The 23,390-nt window shown below is 64.6% G+C and carries 17 protein-coding genes, 1 tRNA gene and 2 pseudogenes; 10 read left to right on the plus strand and 10 right to left on the minus strand.

What is annotated here, in order from left to right:
- The first annotated feature begins 11 nt into the window (after positions 1–11).
- A tRNA-Asn gene (locus tag A7A09_RS05275) sits at positions 12–86 on the plus strand.
- 139 nt (positions 87–225) lie between these two features.
- On the opposite strand, the gene A7A09_RS05280 is transcribed toward A7A09_RS05275, so the two are convergent.
- Complete coding sequence (locus A7A09_RS05280) at positions 226–1,002, minus strand: alpha/beta hydrolase (RefSeq protein ID WP_106690385.1); 777 nt, start codon at positions 1,000–1,002, stop codon at positions 226–228.
- Positions 999–1,598: a 2-hydroxychromene-2-carboxylate isomerase gene (locus A7A09_RS05285; RefSeq protein ID WP_106690386.1), complete on the minus strand. Its 600-nt coding sequence runs from the start codon at positions 1,596–1,598 to the stop codon at positions 999–1,001. Before A7A09_RS05285 ends, A7A09_RS05280 begins: the two co-directional genes overlap by 4 nt.
- A gap of 86 nt (positions 1,599–1,684) precedes the next feature.
- On the opposite strand from A7A09_RS05285, the gene A7A09_RS05290 reads away from it, so the two are divergent.
- Entirely contained in the window at positions 1,685–2,704 is a 1,020-nt protein-coding gene (locus A7A09_RS05290) for a ribose-phosphate pyrophosphokinase (protein WP_106690387.1), read from the plus strand.
- A 79-nt stretch (positions 2,705–2,783) separates the two neighbouring features.
- On the opposite strand, the gene purD is transcribed toward A7A09_RS05290, so the two are convergent.
- A complete protein-coding gene (gene purD / locus A7A09_RS05295; RefSeq protein WP_106690388.1) occupies positions 2,784–4,052 on the minus strand; it encodes a phosphoribosylamine--glycine ligase in 1,269 nt (422 codons plus the stop codon).
- A 62-nt stretch (positions 4,053–4,114) separates the two neighbouring features.
- On the opposite strand from purD, the pseudogene xseA reads away from it, so the two are divergent.
- The 4 genes and pseudogenes from xseA (at position 4,115) to A7A09_RS05315 (ending at position 11,297) form a co-directional block, all read left to right on the plus strand.
- Positions 4,115–5,673, plus strand: a pseudogene (gene xseA / locus A7A09_RS05300) (exodeoxyribonuclease VII large subunit).
- A gap of 205 nt (positions 5,674–5,878) precedes the next feature.
- Positions 5,879–7,171, plus strand: a complete 1,293-nt coding sequence (locus tag A7A09_RS05305) for an efflux RND transporter periplasmic adaptor subunit (RefSeq protein WP_245999146.1) — start codon at positions 5,879–5,881, stop codon at positions 7,169–7,171.
- 25 nt (positions 7,172–7,196) lie between these two features.
- Positions 7,197–10,331, plus strand: a complete 3,135-nt coding sequence (locus A7A09_RS05310) for an efflux RND transporter permease subunit (protein ID WP_106690390.1) — start codon at positions 7,197–7,199, stop codon at positions 10,329–10,331.
- A 63-nt stretch (positions 10,332–10,394) separates the two neighbouring features.
- On the plus strand, positions 10,395–11,297 hold the full coding sequence (locus A7A09_RS05315; RefSeq protein WP_106690461.1) for a LysR family transcriptional regulator: 903 nt from the start codon (positions 10,395–10,397) through the stop codon (positions 11,295–11,297).
- An 85-nt stretch (positions 11,298–11,382) separates the two neighbouring features.
- Here the strand turns inward: A7A09_RS05315 and modC are convergent, their stop codons facing one another.
- From modC to modA, 3 genes are read right to left on the minus strand one after another with little or no spacing between them, the layout of a single operon-like run.
- A complete protein-coding gene (modC, locus tag A7A09_RS05320) occupies positions 11,383–12,489 on the minus strand; it encodes a molybdenum ABC transporter ATP-binding protein (RefSeq protein ID WP_106690462.1) in 1,107 nt (368 codons plus the stop codon).
- A complete protein-coding gene (modB, locus tag A7A09_RS05325) occupies positions 12,486–13,184 on the minus strand; it encodes a molybdate ABC transporter permease subunit (protein ID WP_106690391.1) in 699 nt (232 codons plus the stop codon). The genes modC and modB overlap by 4 nt, the downstream gene beginning before the upstream one ends.
- Before the next feature lie 3 nt (positions 13,185–13,187).
- Positions 13,188–13,946 carry a molybdate ABC transporter substrate-binding protein gene (modA, locus tag A7A09_RS05330; protein ID WP_245999147.1) on the minus strand — a complete coding sequence of 253 codons (759 nt, stop codon included), beginning with the start codon at positions 13,944–13,946 and terminating at the stop codon, positions 13,188–13,190.
- Between the two features lie 289 nt (positions 13,947–14,235).
- Between modA and rpsA the strand changes: the two genes are divergently transcribed.
- The 3 genes from rpsA (at position 14,236) to selD (ending at position 17,816) form a co-directional block, all read left to right on the plus strand.
- Positions 14,236–15,915, plus strand: coding sequence for a 30S ribosomal protein S1 (gene rpsA, locus A7A09_RS05335; protein ID WP_106690392.1), 1,680 nt, complete (start codon positions 14,236–14,238; stop codon positions 15,913–15,915).
- Between the two features lie 130 nt (positions 15,916–16,045).
- Entirely contained in the window at positions 16,046–16,687 is a 642-nt protein-coding gene (locus tag A7A09_RS05340; RefSeq protein ID WP_106690393.1) for a LysE family translocator, read from the plus strand.
- Between the two features lie 73 nt (positions 16,688–16,760).
- Complete coding sequence (gene selD / locus A7A09_RS05345) at positions 16,761–17,816, plus strand: selenide, water dikinase SelD (RefSeq protein ID WP_106690394.1); 1,056 nt, start codon at positions 16,761–16,763, stop codon at positions 17,814–17,816.
- A 107-nt stretch (positions 17,817–17,923) separates the two neighbouring features.
- Here selD and A7A09_RS05350 read toward each other — a convergent pair whose 3' ends face one another.
- The 4 genes from A7A09_RS05350 to A7A09_RS05365 form a co-directional block, all read right to left on the minus strand.
- Positions 17,924–19,048 (minus strand): TRAP transporter substrate-binding protein, encoded by a 1,125-nt coding sequence (locus A7A09_RS05350; protein WP_106690464.1) that lies wholly within the window; start codon positions 19,046–19,048, stop codon positions 17,924–17,926.
- A 258-nt stretch (positions 19,049–19,306) separates the two neighbouring features.
- Positions 19,307–20,581: a phosphopyruvate hydratase gene (gene eno, locus A7A09_RS05355; RefSeq protein WP_106690395.1), complete on the minus strand. Its 1,275-nt coding sequence runs from the start codon at positions 20,579–20,581 to the stop codon at positions 19,307–19,309.
- 69 nt (positions 20,582–20,650) lie between these two features.
- Positions 20,651–21,331 (minus strand): endonuclease/exonuclease/phosphatase family protein, encoded by a 681-nt coding sequence (locus tag A7A09_RS05360; RefSeq protein WP_106690396.1) that lies wholly within the window; start codon positions 21,329–21,331, stop codon positions 20,651–20,653.
- Between the two features lie 74 nt (positions 21,332–21,405).
- The gene (locus A7A09_RS05365) at positions 21,406–22,809 is read right to left on the minus strand and encodes a protein adenylyltransferase SelO (RefSeq protein WP_106690397.1); all 1,404 of its coding nucleotides are present in this window, start codon (positions 22,807–22,809) and stop codon (positions 21,406–21,408) included.
- Between the two features lie 171 nt (positions 22,810–22,980).
- Between A7A09_RS05365 and A7A09_RS22020 the strand changes: the two are divergent.
- Positions 22,981–23,232, plus strand: a pseudogene (locus A7A09_RS22020) (VOC family protein); the annotation flags it as partial.
- Between the last annotated feature and the right edge of the window lie 158 nt (positions 23,233–23,390).

A 23,390-nucleotide genomic window follows, 5' to 3' on the forward strand; every position in this document is an offset into this window, starting at 1 on the left:
CCGCCTCGTGTTCCGGCGTAGCTCAGCGGTAGAGCAGTTGACTGTTAATCAATTGGTCGTAGGTTCGATCCCTACCGCCGGAGCCAAATCATCCCAAGCGATTGCTTATGCATGAAAATCCGATCCCCTTATCGGAAGTTTCATGATCGGCAAGAATGTCTCCGATGACGGCCAGGCCCGGTCCCAACCCATGGCGGGACCGGGCGGCGGGCCTGAAGATGCATTTCAGGCCCGGTCCAGATTGACACCGATCAATCCCGCGACCTCATCGGGATGAGTGATCGGCAGCATGTGACCCGCATCCGGCACGGTCGCCCGGCCAACATCGGGCAGACGCGCGGCGAGGGCATCGGCGATTTCGTGGATCACCCGCGGTGAGTCGCCCCCCGAGATCAGCAGCACCGGGGCATCGATCGATTCGAGCCCGTCTTCGCGGAGGATTCGCGGACGGTCTCCGGCAAGTGTCGGCGTGCATTCCGCGACCAGCCGGATCCGCGCCCGCATCTGCACCTGCATCCGCTCTGACAGGTCGTCATAGCCCTGCGATCCCCATGCCGCCAGGAATCCCCGCGTGGCATCCTCTTCGCGGCCCTCGGCCAGCAATTGCTCGATCTGCATCTCGGGCTGCGCCTGCGCGGCTCCGGGAACGGCCGCGAAGAGGACGGGCTCGATCAGGGTCAGGCTGCGCACGGCCTCGGGGGCCGCGATAGCGATCCGCAGGGCGACGGTGGCGCCCATGCTGTGCCCGATCAGGTCCAGCGGTCGGTTGATGAAACTGGCCGCGAGCCGGGTGACGGCGCTGTGGTAATCCGGGTCGTCCGGCCCGGGGTTCCAGGGATCGCTGCGCCCATGGCCGGGCATGTCGAATCCCTGCAGGTCGATCCGCCCCTCCAGGCGTTCCGAGATCGGACCCCAGTAGCTGCCCGAGGCCAGCATGCAATGCAATGCCAGCGCCGGGCGCCCGGCGTCGCCCGGCCAATGCCGGCGATAAACCCCGCTCACAGCGACGCGAGATGCCGGTCGAGGAAATCCAGCCGGTCCTGTCCCCAGAACCGCTGCCCGGTTTCGCGCACGACATAGAATGGCGCCCCGAAAGCCCCGGCCGTGACCGCTTCTTCCAGGTTGCGGCCATAGGTCTCGGCCCCCGCCAGCAGCCCCTTGTCGGCCAGTGCCGGATCGAAGCCATGCGCCTCCAGCAACTCCCGGATCACCGAATCGTCGCTGATATCGCGCTCCTCGGCCCAGACCGCGCGGGTGAAGCCATGGACCAGCCCGCCCAGATCGCCGCCGCCTTCCTGTTGCGCGGCGATGACGGCATAGGAGGAAGGAGCCATGTTCACCGGCCAATGGGCGGGTTTGATATTGAACGGGACCCGAAGATGATCCGCCCAACGCAAGAGTTCCTGCGTCCGGTATTCCATCCGGCTCACATGGCGGTCTGCGGGACGAATCCCCCCGGTCCGGTCGAAAAGCTGCAGCAGGTCCACCGGCTTGTAGGTGATCTTCGCGTCATGCCTGTCCGCGATTTCCTCCAGTTTCTTGCCGGCGAGATAGCAATAGGGGCTGATCGTGCCCAGATAATAATCGATACAGGCCATGACGTGTCCTTCTTGGTTTGCCCACAGGTTATCCGGGTGCTAAGGGCTGTGCAATCTCACGAATCCCGCCAGAGGCCCCGCTTTCCATGCCCGTCATGACCGAACCCAAGCTTATTTCCGGCAATGCCAATACTCCGCTTGCCGCCGCCATCGCGCGCCGCATGTCGATGCATCGCGGCATGAATGTAGGGCTGTGCGACGCCCGGATCGAACGGTTCAACGACCAGGAGATCTTCGTCGAGGTCTTCGAGAATGTCCGGGGCGAGGACATGTATATCATCCAGCCCACCTCGAACCCGGCCAATGACAACCTGATGGAACTGCTGATCATGACCGATGCGCTGCGGCGGTCCTCGGCGGCGCGGATCACGGCTGTCATTCCCTATTTCGGCTACGCGCGGCAGGACCGCCGGGCCAAGGCCCGCACGCCGATCTCGGCCAAGCTGGTCGCTAACCTGCTGACCGAGGCCGGGGTGGACCGGGTGCTGACGATGGATCTGCATGCCACGCAGATCCAGGGTTTCTTCGACATTCCGGTGGACAATCTCTATGCCGCGCCGATCTTTGCGCTGGATGTGCAGCATCATTTCAAGGGCCGGATGGATGACCTGATGGTGGTCTCGCCCGATGTCGGCGGCGTGGCGCGCGCGCGTGAACTGGCGCAGCGGATCGGCGCGCCCCTGTCGATCGTGGACAAGCGGCGCGAGAAGGCCGGCGAAGTGGCCGAGATGACGGTGATCGGCGATGTCGAGGGCAAGGCCTGCATCATCGTTGACGATATCTGCGACACGGCGGGAACGCTGGTCAAGGCGGCGCAGGTGCTGACCGATCAGGGCGCGACCGAGGTGCATGCCTATATCACCCATGGCGTGCTGTCGGGCCCGGCGGTCGAGCGGGTGTCGAAATCGGTGATGAAATCGCTGGTGATCACCGACTCGATCCAGCCGACCGAAGCGGTGAAGGCAGCGCCGAATATCCGTATCGTGCCGACCGCGCCGATGTTCACGCAGGCGATCCTGAATATCTGGAACGGCACCTCGGTCAGTTCGCTGTTCGAAACCGATACGCTGCTGCCGATCTACGAAGGTCTGTATACGACCGATTGAGGTTTCGCCGGATTGTCCCCGCCGGTGCCTCCGGCGGGGATATTTCCGTGAAGAAGAAACGACAGCCTGCGAAAATCAATCACTCACGGCTCGTGAGGGCTCGCCAGCCGATGTCGCGGCGGTAGAAACCTTCGGGCCAGTCGATGGCATCGACAAGGCGGTAGGCCCGCGCATGGGCCTCTGCCAAGGTTGCGCCCCGACCGGTGCAGGCGAGCACCCGGCCTCCAGATGCGGTGACCTGTCCGTTTTCCTCGCTGGTTCCGGCATGGAAGATCATCTCGAAACTGGATTCGGTTACCCGGGAAAGACCATTGATAATACTGCCTTTCTTGTATGGTCCGGGATAGCCATTTACGGCCATGACGACGGTCAACGCGTGATCGTCGGCCCAGTTGACCGAGGTTTCGGCCAACCGGCCCGCAGCACAGGCGAGCAGCAGGTCGAGCGCCTGAGCCCCAAGCCGGATCATCAGCGCCTGGCATTCCGGGTCGCCGAAGCGGACATTGTATTCGACCAATCGGGCGCGATCTCCCTCGATCATGAGGCCGGCATAAAGAATTCCCTGGAATGGGCTGTTTCTACGCGACATTTCTGCGATCGTGGGGCGGATGATCTGGTCCATCACCTGTGCTTGCAGGGCTTCGTTCAGCACGGGTGCCGGGCTGTAGGCGCCCATGCCGCCGGTATTGGGGCCGGTATCGCCTTCTCCGGCGCGCTTGTGATCCTGCGCGGTGCCGATCGGCAGGCAGTCCCTGCCGTCGCAGAGCACGAAGAAACTGGCTTCCTCGCCGGTCATGAATTCCTCGATGACGACCGAGGTATCGCCGAATTCTCCATCGAAAATCAGGTCGATGGCTTCATGAGCCTGGGCTACGGTCTCGGCGACGGTCACGCCTTTGCCGGCGGCCAGCCCGTCGGCCTTGATCACGATCGGTGCGCCCTGGGCGGTGACATGATCGCGGGCCGAAGCGGCGTCGGTAAAGCGCGCCCATGCGGCGGTAGGGGCGCCACAGGCGTCGCAGATCTCCTTGGTGAAGGTTTTCGAGGCTTCCAGCTCGGCAGCCGCCTGGCTGGGGCCGAAGACCAGGAAGCCCGCGCCGCGCAGCGCGTCGGATACGCCAGCGGCCAGCGGTGCCTCGGGGCCGATCACCACGAAGTCGATGGCGTTGTCCTGCGCGAATTCAAGGACATCTGCCCGGGAATTGATGTTGAGTTCGGCACAATCCGCCACCCCCGCGATGCCCGCGTTTCCGGGCGCGACGATGAGCCGGTCGCATTTCGGGTTCTGCCGGATCGCCCAGGCCAGGGCATGTTCGCGCCCGCCGCCGCCAAGGATCAGGATATTCATCTGCCGCCCTTTCGCTTGTTGTCGCGGCGTTCTAATCTGGCCGGCGAAGGGGAACAAGCCGCATGGATCTGATCGACGACACTCCGGGCAATAATGCCCATGAATTTACCGTCTCGGAACTGTCGGGTGCGGTAAAGCGCAATATCGAGGACCAGTTCGGCCGGGTCCGGGTGCGCGGCGAGATCGGCCGGGTGTCGCGGCCTTCCTCGGGGCATCTCTATTTCGATCTCAAGGATGACCGTTCGGTCCTGGCGGCGGTAAGCTGGAAAGGGCAGGCGGCCCGGCTGGCACAGCGCCCGGAAGAGGGGATGGAGGTCGTGGCCACAGGGCGGATGACCACATTTCCGGGCCAGTCCAAATACCAGTTGATCGTCGACGAGATCGAGCCCGCCGGGATGGGCGCGCTGATGGCGATGCTGGAAAAGCGCCGCAAGGCGCTGGCCGCCGAAGGCCTGTTCGACGAGGCACGCAAGCGCCCGCTGCCGTTCCTTCCACGGGTCATCGGTGTGGTCACATCGCCTTCGGGGGCAGTCATCCGCGACATCCTGCACCGGCTGCGCGACCGGTTTCCGACCCGCGTGCTGATCTGGCCCGTCGCCGTGCAGGGAGAGGGCTGCGCGCCCCAGGTGGCGGCGGCCATTCACGGCTTCAACGCCTTGCCCGAGGGCGGAGCGGTCCCGCGACCCGACCTGATCATCGTCGCGCGGGGCGGCGGCAGTCTCGAGGATCTCTGGGGGTTCAACGAGGAAGAGGTCGTGCGCGCCGCCGCCGGCAGCGCCATCCCGCTGATCTCGCAGTAGGCCATGAAACCGATACCACGCTGATCGATTTCGCCTCGGACAGGCGGGCGCCGACACCGACGGCGGCGGCCGAGCTTGCCGTTCCGGTTCGCGCCGATCTCGCGGCGCGGCTTGCCGAGGCGGGGGCGCGCATGTCCCGGGCCAGCGGCCAGAGGATCGAGCGTCCCCGGCAAAGGTTGCGCGACCTGTCGCGGGCGATGGGGCGGCCCGCCGCGCTGACCGAGGGGGCTCGGCAGCGACTGGATCTGTGGGCTGCACGGCTGGAACCCGCGCTTCACGGACTGGTGCGGACGAGGCGGCAGCAACTGGCGTCGCGCCCGATGCCAGCAGCGACCCTGCGCCAGTTCACCTCGGCCAAGCGGCACTTGCTGGATCGCACCGTCACCCGGCTCGAAGGGAGCCGCGAACGGCAGCTGGAACGCCGCAAGGACCGCCTGGCGCAATTACAGGAACGGCTGGACAATTCGCTGCGCCGGGTTGCGGCTGTCACTCGCCGGGCGATCGAGACGCAGTCCGAACGCCTCTCCGGGTTGGGCGCGCGGCTGGAGAATGGCGGGCGGCGCGTTATCGGCCAGCGGCGCGAGGCGCTGATACGGCTCGACCGGATGCGGCACACATTGGGCTATGAACAGACATTGAAGCGCGGCTTCGCCGTGGTGCATGGCGGCGGTGGCGTGGTGACATCGGCGACAGAGGCGGGCAAGCTCGCGCATTTCGAGATCGAATTCGCCGATGGGCGGATCGCGGCAGCACCGGGAAAGACCCGCCCGGATACAGGGCGCAAGCCACGGCCCGGCCCGGCCCAGGGCTCGCTTTTCTGAAACGGTTAACCTTGTTAACTGGGGATTGAAGGCGGCAATTCAAGAGGTTGTGTCCGGCCTGTGATCGCCCTAGGTTGTGCGCTGGTGCATTGGTTGTAAAGTTTTCATTTTCCATTGTGCCAATCAAATGAATTTTCTTTGAATACAGGCCTCTGGCATGATCACACATACTCGAATTCTCGTTGCTGCGTCTGCAGTTGGCGCGATGCTGTGGGCTGGGGCCGGACTGGCTCAGCAGGGTGGCGAAAAGCCTCCGCCCGCCGTCACGGTCGTGACGCTGAAGGCGCAGGACGTGACCCTGACCGCGACATTGCCCGGGCGCGTGCTGGCTTCGGCCCAAGCGGAACTGCGGCCGCAGGTCAATGGTCTCATTACCGAACGGCTGTTCGACGAGGGCAGCGTCGTCGAGGAAGGCGATCAGCTCTACCGGATCGATCCGCGCAGTTACCAGGCCGCCGTCGCGCAGGCCGAGGCGGCGCTGGCGCAGGCAAGGGCACAGGCGGAATCCGCGCGGCGCGAGGCCGACCGGGTGGCGGCGCTGCGCGATCGCCGCGTGGCCAGCGAACAGACCCAGGACAGCGCCATCGCCGTCCGCGACGCCGCCGAGGCGGCGGTGAAGGCCGCCGAGGCGCAATTGCAGGCGGCGCAGATCGATCTTGACCGCACGGTGATCACGGCGCCGATCGACGGGGTGATCGGTTTGGCGCAGGCATCGCAGGGGGCGCTGGTGACGGCGTCGCAAGCTGCGCCGCTGGCGGTGATCCGGCGGATCGATCCGGTTCATGTGGACGTAACCCAATCGGCGGCCGAGATCATTCGCTGGCAGCGCCAGGGCGCTCAGGCGGCACTGCCCGAGGGGGCCGACCGCACCGTGACCCTGCATCTGGCCGATGGCACCGAATTCGAGAATACCGGCTCGCTGACCGCGGCAGAGCCGCATGTGGACGAGACCACCGGCGTCGTCACGCTGCGGATGGAATTCGCCAATTCCGACAATCTGCTCTTGCCCGGAATGTATGTCCTGGCCGAAATCCCGCAGGCGCAGTTGCAGGACGTGATCCTCGCTCCGCAGGAGGGGGTGACGCGGGATCGCCGGGGCCGTCCCGTCGCCATGATCGTGAATGACGAGAACATCGTCGAGATGCGGCAACTGGATATCGTCCAGGATCGCGGCAATTCATGGGTGGTGCGCGACGGTCTGGAAGATGGCGACCGGCTGATCGTGGCCGGATTCCAGCGCATCGGCGAGGGCATGCCGGTGACCCCCGAGGAACGCGGCGCGGAAGCCCCGGCGGATGGGGCCAAGGCTATGCAGGAGGAAGGAGCCGCTCCGGAGGCTTCGGAAGATGCCACCGGCGAAGAGCAATCCGCGGAAGGTGAGACCCCGCCCGCGGAACCTGCGGGCGAGGACGAGGAAGCCGCCGCCGGGCAGGGCGAGGCCGCCCCGACCGAACAGGCTGCCGAGGCGGCCGCCCAGGATGACGACACCGGCAACTGACGGCCGGATCAGCGCGAGAGATATCATGGCCCGTTTCTTCATCGACCGACCGGTATTTGCCTGGGTGATCTCGATCATCATCATGGGGATCGGCATCCTGTCGATCATGACGCTGCCGATCGCGCAATACCCGCAGATCGCACCGCCTTCGGTAACGATCCGCGCGACCTATCCCGGCGCCTCGGCCGACACCGTTGCCAATACGGTCACGCAGGTCATCGAACAGCAGATGACCGGGCTGGACGGAATGCGCTACATGTCGTCCAACTCGACCTCGGACGGCTCCTCCTCGACCACGCTGACCTTCGAGACCGGCACCGATGTCGATATCGCGCAGGTGCAGGTTCAGAACAAGCTGTCGCAGGCCACGCCGCTCTTGCCCGAGCCGGTGCAGAGGCAAGGCGTCAGGGTCGAGAAGGCCGCATCCGGCTTTCTGATGGTGGTCGGCCTGATCGGCGACGACAATTTCAACGCGACCGATCTGAGCGACTACATGGTCACCAACCTCGTCGACGATCTCAGCCGGGTCGAGGGGATCGGCAGCGTGCAGGTCTTCGGCGCGCAATACGCCATGCGCATCTGGCTCGATCCCGCCAAGCTCGCCGCCTATGAACTCGCGCCATCCGATGTCGTCGCGGCGGTCTCGGCGCAGAATACCCAGATTTCCGCGGGGGCGTTCGGGGGGCTGCCCACGGTCGACGGCCAGATGCTGAACGCCACCGTCACGGCGCAATCGCTGCTGTCCACGCCCGAGGATTTCCGCCAGATCGTGCTGCGGGCCGAGGAAAACGGCGGGCTGGTCCTGTTGCAGGATGTCGCCCGGGTCGAGATCGGGGCCGAGACCTATGGCGGCGATCCGACCTATAACGGCCGTCCGGCCTCGGGCATGGCGCTCAGCCTCGCGCCGGGGGCCAATGCGCTGGACACCGCCGAGCGGGTGAAGGAGCGGATGAAGGAATTCGCGGAATTCTTCCCCGAAGGCGTCGATTACGTGATCCCCTTCGATACCGCGCCCTTCGTCGAGATCTCGATCGAAGAGGTGGTGCATACGCTGATCGAGGCCATCGTGCTGGTCTTCATCGTGATGTATATCTTCCTGCAAAGCTGGCGGGCGACACTGATCCCGACGCTTGCGGTTCCCATCGTGCTGCTGGGGACCTTCGGGATCATGGCGGCCTTCGGCTTTACCATCAACACGCTGACCATGCTGGCCATGGTGCTGGCCATCGGTCTTCTGGTCGATGACGCCATCGTCGTGGTGGAGAATGTCGAGCGGATCATGGAAGAGGAGGGGCTGTCCCCGCGAGAGGCCACGCGCAAATCCATGGGGCAGATCACCGGCGCCCTGGTCGGGATCGCGCTGGTCCTGTCGGCGGTGTTCGTGCCGATGGCCTTTTTCGGCGGCTCGACCGGGGTGATCTATCAGCAATTCGCGATCACCATCGTGTCCGCCATGGGGCTTTCCGTGGTCGTCGCGCTGACATTGACCCCGGCGCTTTGCGCTTCGATCCTGCGGCCGACCGGGCATGGCGAGAAACGCGGCTTCTTCGGCCTGTTCAATCGCGGCTTCGACCGCACCTCGCGGGGATATACCGGCCTCGTCGGTTGGATCGTGCGCCGCCCGCTGCGGATGCTGCTGATCTATGCCGGGCTGGGCACGGTGATGGCGCTCCTGTTCCTGCGCACCCCGGAAGGCTTCCTGCCCGACGAGGACCAGGGCATCATGTTCGTGCTGATCCAGGGCCCGACCGGCGCCACCGTCGAGCGGACCGAGGCCGTGATCGACCAGGTCGAGGATTATTTCCTGAACCAGGAATCGGATTCCGTCGATTCGATGTTCGGCGTGGCGGGCTTCAGCTTTGCCGGATCGGGGCAAAATGTCGGCATGGCCTTCGTGCGGCTCAAGGACTGGGACGAGCGGCCGTCTCCGGAACAATCCGTGCAGGCCATAGCGGGCCGCGCCTTTGGGGCGCTGAGCCAGATCCGCGACGCCATGGTCTTCCCGGTCGTGCCGCCCGCGGTGATCGAACTGGGCAATGTCTCGGGCTTCGATTTCTACCTGCAGGCGCGGGGCGGGCAATCGCATGAGCAATTGCTCGAGGCACGCAACCAGTTGCTTGGCATGGCCACCGAAAGCCCGATCATCGCACAGGTCCGGCCCTCGGGGCTGGAGGATGCGGCCCAGTACCGGTTGAATGTCGATTGGCGCAAGGCCGGCGCGATGGGGGTCACGGCCACCGATGTCGCCAACCTGATGCAGATCGCCTGGACCGGGAATTACGTGAACGATTTCATCGACCGGGGACGGATCAAGAAAGTCTATGTCCAGGGCGAGGCAGAGTCCCGCTCGGTGCCGAGCGATTTCGACAAGTGGCGGGTCCGCAATGCGAATGGCGACCTGGTACCCTTCTCGAATTTCGCCAAGGGTGAATGGACCTTCGGGCCGCAGGGGCTGAGCCGCTATAACGGCGTCCCGTCGATGCAGATCCAGGGCGGTCCGATCCCCGGCGTCAGCTCCGGCGACGCGATGGCCGAGATGGAGCGGCTGGCCGGGCAGCTTCCGGCGGGTTTCAATATCTCCTGGACCGGCCTGTCGCTGGAGGAACGCGAATCCGGCGACCAGACGACGCTGCTTTACGCGCTCTCCCTGGCGGCGGTGTTCCTGTGCCTGGCTGCGCTTTACGAAAGCTGGGCGATCCCGCTGGCGGTGATCCTGGTCATGCCCATCGGGGTCCTGGGTGCGCTGGTCGGCGCTTATCTGGGCAAGTTTGACAATGGCGTGTTCTTCCAGGTCGGGCTGCTGACCGTGATCGGCCTGACCGGCAAGAACGCCATCCTGATCGTCGAATTCGCGCGCGAGCAGTCGCAGGCAGGGGTGCCGCTTTACAACGCCGTGGTCGAAGCCGCCCGCCAGCGCTTCCGCCCGATCATCATGACCTCGATCGCCTTTTCGCTTGGGGTTCTGCCGCTGGTGCTTTCGACCGGCGCGGGCGCGAATGGCCGCAATGCCATCGGCGCGACGGTGATGGGCGGAACCCTGGCGGCGACGGCCTTGGGTATCCTGTTTGCTCCGCTCTTCTTCGTGCTGATGCGCAGGCTGCTGGGCCGCAAGGACAAATGGGAAGACGACGCATCGGCGCAGGGCGAAGCCGCGCGGTGACCCGGCATCGGCTTGACCCGGCCTTGCCTTTCCCGCTTGATGGCATGCGTGAAGGGAGGCAAGGTGATCGACAAGCTCGAGATGTTCCTGGCGGTGACCAAGGAAGGCCATTTCGGGCGCGCCGCCGCCAGCCTGGGGATCACGCAGCCGACGCTCTCGGCCGGGATCAAGCAGCTCGAGGAACAGCTTGGCGTGCTGCTGATCTTTCGCGGCTCGCGCTATGGCGGCCTGACCCCCGAGGGGCAGAGCGCGCTGATCTGGGCGCGCCGGATCGTCGGCGACACCCGGCAGTTGCGCGAGGAGATGCGGGCGACACGGCACGGGCTGACCGGGCGGTTGCGGATCGCGGCGATTCCCACCGCGTTGACCTGGGCTGCCAAGCTCAGCGCCCGGTTCGGAGCCGCGCATCCGAATGTCGGCTTCACGATCCTGTCGCGCACCTCGATCGACATCCTGCAGATGATCGACGATCTCGATATCGATGCCGGGATTTCCTATCTCGACAACGAGCCCCTGGGAAAGGTGAGCACAGTCCCGCTTTACGACGAGCGTTACATGCTTGTCTGTGGCGAGCAGACCGATTTCGCGAAACATGCCAGCGTGGCATGGTCCGATCTGGACGGGCAGAGGCTTTGCCTGCTGACATCGGACATGCAGAACCGGCGGATCATCAACCGCAATCTCGCCACCGCCGGTGTGACCCCGCTGGCGACGGTGGAATCGAGTTCGACCGTGGTCTTGGTCGCGCATGTCGTGGCGGGTGGCTGGCTGACCATCCTGCCCGAGGACATCGCGAATTTCCTGGCCCAGGGCAAGGCATTGCGGGTGGTGCCGATGCAGGGCGAGGACAGCACCCATGCCGTCGGCCTGGTCGCACCCTGGCGCGAGCCGCATACACCGGTGCTCGAAGCGCTTCTGACCGAGGCGCGGCGAATGGGCGCGCGCCGGATGCGGATGAAGGGATGATCCCCGCCAAGCGATGGGACCGGCTTGGTGGAGATGCTTTGCCCGGGCGGTCCCCGTTCGGTTCTCGTTGCCCGGATCGTTTCCGTCAGGGCAGGGTGCTGCCCCCGGATTCCGCGCCTCCGATGCTCCCCGGTGCGAGTGAGACCGCCTTCAGCACCGCGTGAACCGGCTTGCCCGGTTCCAGCGCCAGCGCGCTTGCCGAGCGCCGGGTGATCCGCGCAAGCATGGCCTCGCCGCCCGCGTCGAGCCGGACGAGCATGCCGATATCCGTCTCGGTCAGGTCGCGGACAACCGCGGGCAGCACATTCAGCGCCGAGATTCTCTCGGGCCGGTCCAGGGCGATCATGACGTCCTGCGCCAGGATCCGCAGGCGCATGACGGAGCGAGGCGGGGCCTCGACATGCGGCAGAAAGATCGTTCCGGTGGCGGTGCCAAGCCGGGTCAGACCATCCGCCTCATGGGCCTCGATACGGGCGGTGATGATCGCCCCGGTTTCGCGCAGACCCAGAACCGGGGCGATTGCCGGATCCGACAGGATCCTTGCCGCAGGCCCCGCGCCGATAACCCGCCCCCCCTCGACCAGGACGATATTCGTGGCCAGTCGGGCGATTTCGGCCGGCGCATGGCTGACATAGAGGATCGGCAGCCCGGTCTCGTCGCGCAGGCGCTCCAGATAGGGCAGGATCTCGGCCTTGCGCGCCTCGTCCAGCGCGGCCAGCGGCTCGTCCATCAAGAGCAGGCGCGGATCGGACAGGATCGCCCGGCCCAGGGCCACCCGCTGCCTTTCGCCCCCGGACAGGGCCACGGGTCGGCGGGTCAGCAGATGGCCGATCCCGAGCATCTCGACGATCCGGGAAAACCCGGCCCGATCACGGCGGCCCGAGAACCAGCCCCCGTAAAGCAGGTTCTGCCGCACCGTCAGGTGGGGGAACAGCCGGGCTTCCTGGAAGACGTAACCCATTCCCCTGCGATGGGGCGGCAGGAAATGCCCGGTTCCGCTATCCGAGAGCAGCCGCCCATCCATCTCGATCCGGCCCGCATCGGGGCGCATCAGCCCGGCGACGGCATTGACGATACTGGTCTTGCCCGAGCCCGAGCGCCCGAACAGCGCGGTCACGCCGGGCGGCGCCTCGAACGCGGCATCCAGTGTAAAGGTGGGAAAATGGTGGCGGATCGCGACCGAGAGCATCAGCGCCCCCCGATCCGGCGCGCGACCGCACGCGCCAGCCATTCCGACAGCAGCAATGCTCCCGTGGCGATAGCCACCGCGACCAGCACGAGCCGCAGCGCCGAGGCCTCGCCACCCGGGACCTGCAGGAAGGTGTAGATGGCCAGGGGCAGGGTCTGGGTCTGGCCGGGAATATTCGAGACAAAGGTGATCGTCGCGCCGAATTCCCCGAAGGCCTTGGCAAAGCCCAACACGGTTCCCGCCAGGATACCGGGCAGGATCAGCGGCAGGGTGATCGTGGCAAAGACCCAGATGCGGTGCGCACCGAGCGTCGAGGCCGCCTGTTCAAGCCGGGGATCCACCGCCTCGATGGCCAGTCGGATGGCGCGGACCATGAGCGGAAACCCCATGATCGCAGCGGCCAGTGCCGCGCCTGTCCAGCGAAAGGCGAAGACCATTCCGAGTTGCTGGTCGAGGAATTGTCCGACCAGGCCGCGCCGCCCGAAGGTCAGCAACAGCAGGTAGCCAGTGACGACGGGCGGCAGCACCAGCGGCAGATGCACGAGGACGTTCAGCAGGCCGCGCCCCGGAAAGCGCCAGCGCGCCAGCGCATGGGCCACGAGAAGCGCGAATGGCAGGCTGGCCAGCACCGCCACGGCCGAGACGCGCAGCGACAGGGCGACGGCCTGCCATTCATCGGGGGACAGCCAGTCATTCATGGATCAATTCAGTACCGTGAAACCGTGCCGGGCGAAAATCGCCGCCGCCGCCTCTCCCGACAGGGCGTCGAGAAAGGCGCGGTCGGCCTGATCCCCGGTATGGGTCAGCAGCGCTGCGGGATAGATGATCGGGGGATGGCTGCTTTCGGGGAATTCTCCGGCCACGGTGACATTGTCTCCGGCGAGAGCATCGCTTGCATAGACGATTCCGAAAGGGGCCTCGCCGTTTGAGACCAGGGCCAGCGCCGCCCGGACATTATCCGTCTGCGCGACATTCTCCGCGACCGCATCCCACAATCCGAGATGTTCCAGCGCGGCCTTGCCATATTGCCCCGCCGGTACGGATTGCACCAGTCCCATGGCCAGCCGCCCGCCGTCCAGAAGCGCCGGCAGATCGGTTCCGGGACCGATCTCGACCCTGGGCTGTTCCGAGTCATTCGCGATCAGGACCAGCCTGTTGCCCAGGATGTCGCGCCGTCCCTCCCTGGCCACAAGCCCGGCGTTTTCGATCTCGTCCATCCATTGGAGATTGGCCGAGATGAACAGGTCCGCCGGTGCCCCGGCAAGGATCTGCTGGGCCAGCTTGCCCGAACCCGCATAGGAAATCGCCACGTCATTCCCGGTATCGGCGCGAAACCCGGCTGCCATTTCGTCCAAAGCGCTTTTCAGCGAGGCTGCAGCGAAGACGACGATCTCTTCCGCAGGGGCGGGGGTGGCGGCCAGCAGCGTCACGGGCAAGAGCATGGCGCGGATGAAATGCATCGGTATGTCCGTCTTTCGATATGTTCGTATGAATATATCGCCCGCCGCCTCCGGGGTGCAAGCGATATTTCCGGCTGGACATAACCCGGGAATACGCGCTTTACGGTTGATCTTTGCCGCGTCAAGGATTATCTGGGCCCCAGTCAATCGGGCGACATGGTCATAACAGGCCGCAGGAATACGGGTCGGGCGCATAGCCACGACCCTTTGTCGTTACTGAAAGGCATCAACAGACCGGCGGAGCCAACCGTCTGGCCAGATAAACCGACGTAAAGGAAACTGAAAACGCATGTGCGCTAAAGCGACCATGGAGGAATTCGAAGCCCTCCTGAACGAAAGCTTCGACATGGACACGCCCGATGAGGGCAGCGTCGTCAAGGGCCGCGTCATCGCCATCGAGGCGGGACAAGCCATCATCGATGTCGGCTACAAGATGGAAGGCCGCGTCGATCTCAAGGAATTCGCAAATCCCGGCGAGGAAGCCAGCCTGTCGGTCGGCGACGAGGTCGAGGTCTATCTGGACCGTGTCGAGAACGCCCGTGGCGAAGCCTCGATCAGCCGCGAAAAGGCCCGCCGCGAAGAGGCCTGGGACCGTCTGGAAAAGGCCTATGCCGATGAAGAGCGCGTCGAAGGCGCCATCTTCGGCCGCGTCAAGGGTGGTTTCACCGTCGATCTGGGCGGTGCCGTGGCCTTCCTGCCCGGCTCTCAGGTCGATGTCCGCCCGGTGCGCGACGCCGGCCCGCTGATGGGTCTGAAGCAGCCCTTCCAGATCCTGAAAATGGACCGTCGCCGCGGCAATATCGTCGTGTCGCGCCGCGCCATCCTGGAAGAGAGCCGCGCCGAACAGCGCGCCGAGGTCATTGCCAACCTGACCGAAGGCCAGAGTGTGGACGGTGTTGTCAAGAACATCACCGAATACGGTGCCTTCGTCGATCTGGGCGGTGTTGACGGTCTGTTGCATGTCACCGACATGGCATGGCGCCGCGTGAACCACCCCTCGGAAATCCTGTCGATCGGCGAGACCGTCAAGGTCCAGGTCATCAAGATCAACAAGGACAGCCACCGCATCAGCCTCGGCATGAAGCAGTTGCAGGACGATCCCTGGGATACCGTGGCCGACAAGTTCCCGCTCGGTTCGGTGCATCATGGCCGCGTGACCAATATCACCGATTACGGCGCCTTCGTGGAACTGGAAGCCGGTGTCGAGGGCCTGGTCCATGTCTCGGAAATGAGCTGGACCAAGAAGAACGTCCATCCGGGCAAGATCGTCTCGACCTCGCAAGAGGTGGACGTCATGGTCCTGGAAATCGACGAGGCCAAGCGCCGCGTGTCCCTGGGTCTCAAGCAGACCATGCGCAACCCCTGGGAAGTCTTTGCCGAGACCCATCCCTCGGGCACCGTCATCGAGGGCGAGGTCAAGAACATCACCGAATTCGGTCTGTTCGTCGGTCTCGAAGGCGATATCGACGGCATGGTTCACCTGTCGGATATCAGCTGGGATGCCCGTGGCGAAGACGCCATCCAGGACTTCCGCAAGGGCGACATGGTCAAGGCCGTCGTGCAGGACGTGGATGTCGAGAAAGAGCGCATCTCGCTGTCCATCAAGGCCCTGGAAAACGAGCATATGGCCGAGGCCGTCGACGGCGTGAAGCGCGGCTCGATCGTCACCGTCGAAGTGACCGCGATCGAGGATGGCGGCGTCGAGGTGGAATATAACGGCGTCAAGTCGTTCATCCGCCGCAGCGACCTGGCCCGCGACCGTCAGGATCAGCGCCCCGAGCGCTTCCAGGTCGGCGACAAGGTCGATGTCCGCGTCACCAATGTCGACACCAAGACCCGCCGTCTCGGCCTGTCGATCAAGGCGCGCGAGATCGCCGAGGAAAAAGAGGCCATCGATCAATATGGCAGCTCGGATTCGGGCGCCTCGCTTGGCGATATCCTTGGTGCCGCGCTGAAGCGCGACAACTGATCGCGGCGCAAGCCCTGGCATCAATGGCCCGTCCCCGACACCCGGGGGCGGGCCTTTCCATTTCCGGATTGCCTCTGCCCGTGGCCGGGTTCATTCTGGCGTCGACTCACGCGGGCAGGAGGGCAGGGCAATGAGCTGGGCAGAGATCGCGACATTCGCATTGGCGACCGCCTTGCTGGTCGCTTCACCGGGACCGAATGGCGTGCTGATCGCCCGGACCGTCCCGACATCCGGGCCTGCCGCCGGCTTCGCCAATATCGCCGGTTTCTTCACCGCCTTCTATATCCATGGCGCCCTGTCGATCCTGGGTATCTCGATCATCCTGCTGCAATCGGCGACCGCCTTCACGATCGTCAAGTATCTGGGCGCGGCCTATCTGTTCTGGATCGGGATCAAATCGCTGCGCCAGGCTATCCGCGGCAAGATCGCCATCCCCGGCGGCATAACCCCGGCACGGCACAGGCGCAGCCTGTGGCGCGCCTATGTCGAGGGGCTGCTGACCAATGGGTTGAACCCAAAGGTGTCGATGTTCTACCTTGCTGTATTTCCGCAATTCATTCCGACCAGCGGCCATCCGGTTGCCTCGGCATTCCTGCTGGTCTTCCTGCATTCGGCGATCAACGTGATCTGGTTCGGGGCGATGGTGCTGCTGTTCTCGCGCCTGACCGGGCTGGCCCGCAGCAGCTCTGTCCAGCGTTGGCTGAAAGGCGTGACCGGGGTGGTCTTCATCGGCTTCGGTGCAAAGCTGGCGAGTTACCGCGCCCCGGTCTGACCGACAGGGCGCTTGCCCGGACAGCCGCCGGTCCATATCCTGCCGCTGAACAATCTTCTCCCAAGGATCGCCAATGAACGCCCCGATCGCATCCGAACCCCGCCTCACCTCGCTGTCCCACGGAGGCGGCTGCGGCTGCAAGATCGCCCCCGGCGTGCTGACCGGGCTGCTGCGCGGCACCGCGATGCTGCCGGTCCCCGAGGCGCTCCTGGTCGGGATCGAAACCTCGGACGATGCCGCCGTCTACCGGCTGAATGACGATCAGGCGCTGGTCGCGACGACGGATTTCTTCATGCCCATCGTCGATGACCCGCTGGATTTCGGCCGGATTGCCGCGACCAACGCGATCAGCGACGTCTATGCGATGGGTGCCACGCCGATCATGGCGCTGTCGCTGGTGGGCATGCCGATCAACACGCTGTCGTCCGACACCATCGCCCGCATCCTTGAGGGCGGGGCAATGGCCTGCCGCGATGCGGGCATTCCGATTGCCGGTGGCCACACGATCGACTCGGTCGAGGCGATCTACGGATTGGTCGCCATGGGCCTGGTCGACCCGGCCCATGTCAAGCGAAATGCCGGGGCGCGTCCCGGTGATCTGTTGATATTGGGCAAGCCGCTTGGTGTCGGCGTCATGTCCGCCGCGCTGAAGAAAGAGGCGCTCGATGCGGAAGGCTATGCGCAGATGATCGCGGCAACCACGCGGCTGAACACGCCCGGCCCGGATCTCGCCCGGTTGCCGGGAGTTCACGCGATGACCGATGTCACCGGCTTCGGCCTCGCCGGACATATGCTCGAGATGGCGCGGGGCTCGAATTGTGAATTGAGGCTGAACTGGAAAGCGGTGCCCCTGCTGCCGGGCGCGCGCGCGCTGGCATCAAGCGGCTTCGTCACCGGCGCGTCGGGACGCAACTGGGCCAGTTATGGCGAGGATGTCAGCCTGCCCGATGGTTTCGCGGATGTGGATCGCGCGTTGCTGTCCGATCCGCAGACCAGCGGCGGATTGCTGGTCTCTTGTGCCGCGCAAAGCGCCGACAGCGTGCTGGCGATCTTCCGCGATCACGGATTCGCGGATGCGGCGGTAATCGCAGAAGCGCATGAAGGAGCAGGCCGGCTGACGGTCACATAGCCGAACTCGGCCGCGTCCCGCTGCAATCCCGGCCCTTTCTTCTTCATGAAAATATCCCACGGGGGTCCGGGGGTGTGAAACCCCCGGCCAGTGACGCTATCCGGTCCTTATTGACCGCCACCGACGGCCAGCTTGCCATTGCGCTGCTGGATCATCATGAAGGTGTCGAAGGAATATTCTGCGGTCTGGGCATAGAGATACCAGTCGTCGCGATATTGCAGCATCGCCTCGTACTGTTTCTTGAACCATTCGTTCTCGCCCGACAGCTCTGCGTAAACCTCGTTGGCGGCATCGAAGGCGGCGGTCAGGATATCTTCGCTGAAAGAGCGAAGCTGGGCCCCTGATCCGACCAGTTCCTTCAATGCGGTCGGGTTCTTGCTGTCGTATTTGGCCAGCATGTTCTGGTCCACTGCCTGGCAGCAGGTGCGCAGCAGGGATTTGTAACTTTCGGGCAGTTCCTCGAATTTCGCCTTGTTGAAGAAGAAGCTGACCGTCGGTCCGCCTTCCCAGAACCCGGGATAATAGTAATAGGGCGCGACTTTCTGGAAACCCAGCTTGCTGTCGTCATAGGGTCCGACCCATTCGGCGGCGTCGATGGTGCCCTTTTCCAGCGACGGATAGACATCGCCCCCGGCAACCTGCTGCGGCACCACGCCGAGCTTTTCGACCACGCGCCCGGCAAGACCGGCGATCCGCATCTTCAGGCCCTTCATATCTTCCAGGGATTTGATTTCCTTGCGATACCAGCCGCCCATCTGCACGCCGGTATTGCCGCCGGGATAGGCGACGAGGCTGTATTGGTCGAGAAATTCGTTGTAATTCTCGATCCCGCCGCCCTGGTAATTGAAGGCAGCCTTGGCCCGGGCGCTGAGCATGAAGGGAAGATCGGCGCCGCAGGCGAAGGCCGGATCCTTGCCCCAGTTGTAATAGCCCACTGAATGCGCCGATTCCACGGTTCCATCCGTCGCCGCGTTGATCGCGTCAAGCCCCGGAACGATCTCGCCCGCGGCGAAGACCTGGATGTTGAACTTGCCGTCACTGGCTTCCTTCAGCCGCGTCGAGAGTTCCTCGCCGCCGCCATAGATGGTGTCGAGCGATTTGGGAAAGGACGACGCGAGGCGCCAGTTGATCGAGGGGGATCCCTGTGCGATCGCCGGGGCGGCCAATGCCGATCCCGCAGCGGCGGCGGCACCGCCGACCGAGGCGCGGGTCAGGAAGGACCGGCGGTCCAGTTTCTTGGAATCTTTCATCTATTCTCCTCCGAGTTGGGCGGTGGGGATGTTGGCCCCCGTGTTTCTGCCGCCAGTCACGGGCCGCAGTTTAGCCGGAGATCACCGGCTGTCGAGGGGGCATTGAGATCATGTATGTGAAAAAGAAGATCTAATGCGCCTTCTGACAATTTGCACGTAACCATCTGACAATCATGGAAATTGATGCCGCGACCTCCCACGCGAAAGGCCCCCGCCTGTCCGGGCAGGGGCCGAAACCCGTCAGCGCAGGATCGAGCGGCCCGCATAGATGGCGGTTGCGCCCAGCATTTCCTCGATCCGGATCAGCTGGTTGTATTTCGCCAGCCGGTCCGAGCGGGCGAGGCTGCCGGTCTTGATCTGGCCGCAATTCGTGGCGACGGCCAGATCCGCGATGGTGGCATCCTCGGTTTCGCCCGAGCGGTGGCTCATCACGCTGGTATAGCGGGCGCGGTCGGCCATGCGCACGGCGTCAAGCGTTTCCGACAGGGTGCCGATCTGGTTGACCTTGACCAGCAGGCTGTTGCCGCAACCCCTGGCGATACCGTCGGCAAGGCGGGTGGGATTGGTCACGAAAAGATCGTCGCCGACCAGTTGCACCTTGTCGCCCAGCTTGTCGGTCAGCAGCTTCCAGCCATCCCAGTCATCCTCGGCGCAGCCATCCTCGATCGACAGGATTGGGTAATCGCCGCAAAGCGCCGCGAGATAATCGACATTCTCTGCCGGGGTCAGGGATTTCCCTTCGCCGGAGAACACGTATTTGCCATCCCTGAAATACTCGGTCGAGGCGCAATCCAGCGCCAGCATGATATCGTCGCCGGGCTTGTAGCCGGCCTTCTCGATGGCTTTCAGGATGAAATCCAGCGCGTCCCGGGTGCTAGACAGATTGGGGGCAAAGCCGCCCTCGTCGCCCACACCGGTGGCCAGCCCCGCCGCGGACAGCTCTTTCTTCAGCGTGTGGAACACCTCGGAACCCATGCGCACGGCGTCGCGGATGCTTTCCGCGCTGACCGGCATGATCATGAATTCCTGGATGTCGATGGGATTGTCGGCATGCTCGCCGCCATTGATGATATTCATCATCGGCACCGGCAGCACATGCGCACCCGTCCCGCCGACATAGCGGTAAAGCGGCTGCGCGCAGCTTTCTGCGGCGGCCTTGGCCACGGCCAGCGACACGCCCAGGATCGCGTTCGCGCCCAAGCGGCCCTTGTTCGGCGTGCCGTCCACATCGATCATCAGCGCGTCGATGGCGCGTTGCTCGGTGGCATCCTCGCCGACCAGCAACTCGGCGATCTCGCCATTCACGGCGGCGACGGCCTCCAGCACGCCCTTGCCCATATAGCGCGACTTGTCGCCATCGCGCCGCTCCACCGCTTCATGAGCGCCGGTCGAGGCACCAGAGGGAACGGCCGCGCGGCCCATCGTGCCGTCTTCCAGCGTTACATCGACCTCGACGGTCGGATTGCCGCGGCTGTCGAGGATCTCGCGGGCGAAAATATCGAAGATGGCGGTCATGGATAGCCTCCGTTAATCATCGTTAGCGCCTACATAACCGGCAGAGCACCAAGTCGAAAGCAGCAATTGTCATGGCAGCCGGATATCGGCCCAGATCGGCAGGTGATCCGAGGCGTCGCGCGCCCGCGCCTCGGCGAATACTCCGGTGGCGACAAGCTCCAGCCCCTGCGAGATGGCGAAGCGGTCCAGCTTCAGGCGCGGCAGGGGGGCAGGATAGGACGGTCCCGGCGCCACGGTCCTGAATTCCGACAGGATTTCCAGCCCCCGGTCATCCCGCCATTCATTGAAATCGCCCATCATGACGACGTGATCCTTGCCGATCCGCCCTGCCTTCGCCGCGATCCGGGCAAGCTGCGCCCGGCGCGAGGATCGCGTCAGCCCCAGATGCAGGCCGATCACCGTCAGTTGAGGCAGGCGCAGCGCGACGGCTCCACGTGGTTCCAGCCCCGGTAGTGGCAAACGCCGCAAGACAGCCGACGCGGCCAGATCAGGACGCATCAGGATCGTCTGACCATGCCAGCCAAGTGAGCTTTCGCTCGTTCCGGTGATATCGGCCGGGACCAGTCCCGTTTCGCGTTCGATCAGGGCGCGGGGCAGGGCCTCGGAACGCGCGCCGAAACGGAAATCGACTTCCTGCAGGGCGATGATATCGGGATCGAGCCTGCGGATGACGGCAAGATTGCGCTCCGGCGCGTGCGGGCCGGTGAGCCCGCGGCATTTGTGCAGATTGTAACTGGCTAATCTCAACACGACCCTGTGTCCCTTTTACCTTCCCGCAGGTTATGCCGGGACCGGGCCGTTGCAAAGACCGCGCCGCATCACCTTCATGTGCCGCAAAAGGTCTGCCGGACGATCTCTTCGGGACGCGGAGGGGAGGCGAGATCACTCCATTCCGGGCGATCCTCATGCGGGTGGGTCACGGCGTCGAACAGCCGCTCGAACGGGGTCAGGTCGCCTGCGACAGCCGAGGCGATCGCCTCTTCGATGCGGTGATTGCGGGGAATGCGCAGCGGGTTGGCTTGCGCCATCACCTCGTCATCCGGGCAGAAGGACCGCCAGTCCTCGGCCCATGCGTCGAATTTCGCCGGATCGGTGAACTCGTCGCGTGCCGAGTCGTCGCACAGCCCGCAAAAGACGCGGGTGAAATCCGCGCGCTGCCGGGCCATGATGGTCAAGAGCCGCTCGACCAGCGGCTGGATATTCTCTCCCGCATCCCGCAGCCCCAGCTTTTCGCCAAAGCGCCGCAGCCATGCCGATTGGTAAAGCGGTGCGAAACGATGGACCGAGCGGGTTGCGGCCTCGATGGCGGCATCGCGTTCGCCCATCAGCGGGATCAGGCAGGTCGCCAGTTGCGCCAGGTTCCAGACCGCGACCTGCGGTTGCTGCGCCCAGGCATAGCGGCCCATCTGATCTATCGAGGAAAAAACCGTATCTGGATGATATCCATCGATAAAGGCGCAAGGTCCGTAATCTATCGTTTCCCCCGAGACGGCCATGTTATCGGTATTCATCACCCCGTGGATAAAGCCGAGCGCCATCCATCGCGCGATGGTTTCCGCCTGCCGCTCTACTACCTTGTCGAGCATGTTCAGCGGGCAGGACGCATCGGGATAATGCCGCGCGATGACGTGATCGGTCAGCGCCGCCAGCGCGTCGTCGCGCCCCCGGACGGCGAAATACTGGAAGGTTCCGACCCGGATATGGCTGGCCGCCACCCGTGTCAGCACCGCTCCGGGCAGGGCGGTCTCGCGCCAGACGGTTTCGCCCGTGGTCACCGCCGCCAGCGCCCGCGTCGTCGGCACGCCCATGGCCGCCATGAACTCGCTGACCACATATTCGCGCAGCACCGGCCCCAGCCATGCCCGCCCGTCTCCCATCCGCGAGAACGGGGTCTTGCCGCTGCCCTTGAGCTGGATGTCGAAGCGCGCCCCGTCCGGCGCCACCACCTCGCCCAGCAGCACGGCCCGGCCATCGCCAAGCTGCGGCACGAAGCCCCCGAACTGATGCCCGGCATAGGCCTGCGCGATGGGTTCCGCCCCGTCGGGCAGCGCATTGCCGGCCAGCATTGCCACGCCCTCGGGGCCGCGCAGCCAGTCCACCTCCAACCCCAACCGCTTTGCGAGTTCCGCGTTCAGGGCGATCAGCCGCGCGTCAGAGACCGGAGTCGGGTCGATGCGGGCGAAGAACCCCTTGGGCAGTCGCGCATAGCTGTTGTCGAAATGGATCATCGGGAACTCCTTTTCCTCTAGATAAGCAGGACGGCGCGATTTGCCATCCCTTGCGTGAGGCGCCGCATCCGCGTATCGCCTGCTGGAAAAGGAGCATCGGTGGATATGGATCAGGCAGAGCGGAACAGTGCCGCGTCGGATGGCGGAAGGCCCGAGGGCGGTTTTGCCCCCATGGTTCCCGAGCTTGACGTAAGCGACCTCGATGAAAGCCTGCAATTCTGGTGTGGTTTGCTGGGTTTTTCCATCGCCTATTCTCGGCCCGATTCGGGATTTGCCTATCTTCAGAGAGGCGCATTGCAAATCATGCTATGCCGGTTCAACGGGGAATGGGCCACTGGTTCCCTGGAACGTCCCTTTGGCCGGGGCGTGAATTTCCAGATGAGCGTCGATGCGGTTGAACCGATTGCGGCCGCACTGGAAGAGGCCGGATGGCGGTTGTTCCGCCCGATCGAAGAAAAAAGCTATCGTGTGGGTGGCGGCTGGTCGATCACCCGCGAATTCCTGGTTCAGGACCTGACGGATACCTGTTGCGTTTCCAGGCCAGCGCATAACCGCCTGAGCGGACATCAAAGGAGCAAAGC

The organism is Paracoccus methylarcula, from assembly GCF_003007735.2.
Classification (GTDB): Bacteria; Pseudomonadota; Alphaproteobacteria; order Rhodobacterales; family Rhodobacteraceae; genus Paracoccus; species Paracoccus methylarcula.